Genomic DNA, 4,085 nt, shown 5'->3' with positions numbered 1-4,085 from the left:
AAAGAGCATTTTAATCTGTTCTTGAAAGAATGTGAGTGGAGGTTTAATATGGGCACACCAAGTGACTTACTGGCAGACCTGAAAAAGTTGCTCAAAGAATATTATTAGGTGTCAGCCCCGAAATGTAAAATATCGCGAACCATCTTCCAGTAGGCCGGGCGCAGTAGATTGCGTTTTTGCGCGAACATATCGCTTAAGTGCTGCGTACCATATTCCAGCCAGCCATTATCAACGCTTACCCCAAAGGACATATCGCTTTTGGCCGTCGGTACTTGTAAATGCTCAAATAATCCCGTTAGCAGGGGATAGTTGCGATGATTGAATACGATAAAACCGGTATCCACTGGCACTTTACCTTCCGGTACTTCCACCTCGATGGTGCGACTGTGTCCGCCGAGCACTTCATTCTTTTCGTAAACGGTAATATCGTGATGCGGGTACAGTAGGTAAGCCGAGCTTAAGCCTGAGATTCCCGTTCCTATAATGGCGATTTTCATGCTCTATTTCACTCGGGAATCGGTTGTTTAAGTTTAAGCATAACCTCGTTTCGCTTCAAAAACCAAGGCGTAAAAGGATGATTATAATAAGCATAAACTGCAGGACCATCCGTCACAATATTTTGCTTTGCCAAATAGGTTTCCAACAGTTGTTTATGTTCCATCATATTGCTGGCGCTGGAACTTCCCGAGAATTGAAGCACGGCGGCGTCATGCCCTGCAATTTCGCGCAGGCTAACGGCTTCATTATTGGGCTTAGGAAGACTTTTTAGCGTGTACTCATCTGACATATAAAAGCGTACATTCCATTGGTCGTCTGCTTCTTGTTGCTGGCTTACTGGTACGGTCATTGCCATTTTTTCACTCGCTTGCTGGCTGACCGGCACGGTCATATCCATCGATTCTTGCGCCAGATTATTGCCGAAGATATAATCCGCTAAAGGGCGAAACCCACTGCTAGTACTTTCTTTCATATCACCGCTGGTCGTTACCTCTGCCACAATCATTGGCGCATAACGACGTATTTTAATATCCGGCTCTTGGGAGAGTGTTTTTACTGCCGAGTAACGTGGTTCTTCATATCCCTTACCTGTCACATTGCATCCTGTCAGACTTACCAGCACGATAAGGCTGGCTAACGTTATTTTGATCATTTTGATACTCCTGCTGCATTGTCATAACCACCAACATAGCTGCTGCAGCATTGCCTGCAGTTTGCACAAAGATGACAAATTGGTAAGGTTACAGTCGTACCACCACCCGTAGGCCAGGTTGGTTGTCTTCTAGTGCGATGTTGCCTTTGTGAAGTGCTAGTGCCGCTTTTACGAGGCTAAGCCCTAAGCCACTGCCAGCCTCATGACGACTTTGATCCGAGCGATAGAAACGATCAAACACTTTCTCGCGTTCTTGCTCGCTAATCCCAATACCATGATCGGCAATGGTGATGATAGTCCCGTTGTCAGGCGCTTTTAATTCAATCTCTATTGCACTCTTCTCAGGTGAGAACTTAATGGCATTATCCAGCAGATTTGCAAAAAGTTGGAACAGCAAATCACGGTCACCAGAAAATAATGCCACATCGCAAAGACGGGTGTTAATGGATAGTTCCTTCTCTTCTGCCAGTGGTTCATAAAGCTCGACTACGTCTTGCAGTAATTGTTTTAGGTCTAACGCTTCAAAACTCTGGTGGCGTTCTCCTTTCTCGATATTGGCAATTCTGAGTAATGCGTTAAAGGTAGAAAGCAGGCCATCGACTTCATCCAAGAGTGCGGTTTTCTCTTTCTCTGTGACGGGTTTCTCTCGCAACTCTTCCAGTTGATTGCGAAGACGTGTCAGGGGTGTGCGTAAGTCATGAGCAATATTATCGGCGACACCGCGAATGTCCTGCATTAGCTCGTCTATTCGTTTGAGCAGGATGTTCAACGCTTCACCTAGGTTACTCAAATCATCCCAGTTAGAATCAATGGGTACGCGGCGGCTTAAATCACCGGTTTCAATAATTTGACTGGCAATGCCACCAATGCGGTTAATGCGGCTCACCACAAAAAAACTAATCACAAAGCTCACCCCGATTACGATGAGCATGAACAGTGCCATCAGCATGCTTAGCCACTTCAAGCGCTCATGGCTGGCAAGGATATCGTCAATATTGCGGGCAACCAATAATCTACTACCATCATTAAAGGTATGTATTTTAGCAGCGAGATGATGTTTCTCACTTTCGAATCCAATTAAGCCTTCTGCGATACGCTCTACCTGCTGTGGTACTTGCGGTAGATTACCTGCCAGCTTTTTTCCCCCAGTATTCTGGTAGAGGTAAAGCGGATGGGGGCGTTGTTCTGTCTTTATGGCAATGAAGGCAATGCGCTCTTCTTTTGAGAGTGCTTCCGTGGCGAGCAAGGTGTTGGCAATTTCAGAATCAATGGCTGCTTCGGTCTCGCGAATAAAATTCCGCTGACCAAAATCATAAAGTAGCCATCCCAAAATCATCCCGCAACCCGTCAGCAGCACCGTGAAAAGCACAGCCATCTTGAAGCTGGAACTTTGCGTATAGCGAGTGGCTTTAATCTTCGATGATATAGCCTGCACCGCGTACCGTCTGAATAAGTTTACCTTCTTTATCGCCGATTTTCTTGCGCAACCGGCTGATATGCACATCAATCACATTGGTTTGCGGATCGAAGTGATAGTTCCAAACCGCCTCCAGCAACATCGTGCGAGTGACAATCTGGCCTTTATGGCGCAGCAGGTATTCCAGCAGGTTAAACTCGCGGGTTTGTAGATCGACACCTTCATCTGCCCGCGTTACCTTTCGTGATAACAAATCTACTTTTAAATCTGATACAGAGAGCGCTGTTACCTGACTAGAGTTTCCCGATTGATTCCGTCTTCCTAATACTTCGACTCGTGCCATCAGTTCGGCAAAGGCAAAAGGTTTCACTAGATAATCATCGCCACCCGCACGCAAGCCTTTGACCCGATCATCAACTTCCCCCAATGCACTCAAAATAATGACAGGCGTTTGATTCTCTGAGCCCTGAAGTGTTTTTAAAATAGTTAGTCCATCCAGTGATGGCAGCATCCGATCCAAAATCATCACATCATATTGCTCAGTTGTAGCCAGAAATAATCCTTCTTTGCCATCACCTGATACATCCACGGTATGTCCGGCTTCTTTCAATCCTTTTGCGATATAGGCCTGCACCTGAGTATCGTCTTCGATCAGCAACATTTTCATACGAATTATTTCAAAACTTCTTAATTATTTTCCGTTACCAGTCTATAGCAGAATTTTAGTGAGTCGCTATATATAGCGTTAATCTATTTATTCTATAAAAGCACGTTACTGGCCTGAAGCTGCCAGCTGGTGCAATGCTAAGATATATATTTAGCCGGTGATAACTCAAACTGGCCTAGTGGGCTGTGAACGGGATCGCCGTCATTCCCACCACCATGCTTGCGCCGTATCTGGTATGTACCAGATGGCTTCTCCCATGGTCCCGGCGCTTTTGGATCCCGGTCTCCGTTAGTTTGGTCCAATATTAATCCAAACCCTGCTTCAGTTACGCCGCTGCCTCATCATTCAACGACGATATTTCAGTGACTCTTTGGAACTCAGTTAGGATATTTGGATGATGTTTACTCAAATACCGCGTGATACGCGGATTATCTAACAGGTTGCTCAAATAGCCTTTAGCAAAAGTAAGGTTGAGCACATCAATTCCGTACCCTTCCTCAATGAGCTTATATTCCCGCTGCAAGGTAGCCATCTCATTTTCCATGCGTGTCATTTGTTCAGGCGTTAATCCTTTGATGCGTTTTGGCTTCTCAGGGTTCTTAAGCTGGTCTTTGGGTGTGCTGCCGAGAATTGCTTTGGCATAAGTCGCATTGAAGCTATTAGCATCGACCATGAGTGTGGCGGCTTCTACTTGACGCAGTGCCTTCATATGCTTGAGCACACTAAAAACACTACCCGGAACAATCTTATCTTTAAGAATTTCTGCCGCTTCATCACAAATGCCCTTCAAAAGGTTACGCTTCATGATAATGCTTTTCACATCAAGATTGAGTGCAATCGCAATTTTGTCT

The 4,085-nt window shown here is 45.4% G+C and carries 5 protein-coding genes; all 5 read right to left on the bottom strand.

Annotation, left to right across the window (positions count from 1 at the left end):
- Nucleotides 1–104: 104 nt before the first annotated feature.
- The gene (locus tag P8P30_04105; protein ID MDG1286731.1) at nt 105–497 is read right to left on the bottom strand and encodes an NAD(P)-binding protein; all 393 of its coding nucleotides are present in this window, start codon (nt 495–497) and stop codon (nt 105–107) included.
- 8 nt (nt 498–505) lie between these two features.
- The gene (locus tag P8P30_04100) at nt 506–1,150 is read right to left on the bottom strand and encodes a heme-binding protein (protein ID MDG1286730.1); all 645 of its coding nucleotides are present in this window, start codon (nt 1,148–1,150) and stop codon (nt 506–508) included.
- Nucleotides 1,151–1,238: 88 nt separating this feature from the next.
- Nucleotides 1,239–2,525: a HAMP domain-containing sensor histidine kinase gene (locus P8P30_04095; protein MDG1286729.1), complete on the bottom strand. Its 1,287-nt coding sequence runs from the start codon at nt 2,523–2,525 to the stop codon at nt 1,239–1,241.
- A 34-nt stretch (nt 2,526–2,559) separates the two neighbouring features.
- Nucleotides 2,560–3,234 (bottom strand): response regulator transcription factor, encoded by a 675-nt coding sequence (locus P8P30_04090; GenBank protein ID MDG1286728.1) that lies wholly within the window; start codon nt 3,232–3,234, stop codon nt 2,560–2,562.
- 325 nt (nt 3,235–3,559) lie between these two features.
- Nucleotides 3,560–4,085, bottom strand: a 526-nt coding sequence (locus P8P30_04085) for a plasmid partitioning protein RepB C-terminal domain-containing protein (GenBank protein ID MDG1286727.1), incomplete at its 5' end; no start/stop codon positions are given.

It is taken from the genome of Rickettsiales bacterium, from assembly GCA_029252805.1.
Taxonomy (GTDB): domain Bacteria; phylum Pseudomonadota; class Alphaproteobacteria; order Rickettsiales; family JALZUV01; genus JALZUV01.
The sequence above is the reverse complement of the archived record's forward strand: the minus strand, read 5'-3'. Positions and strand labels throughout refer to the sequence as shown.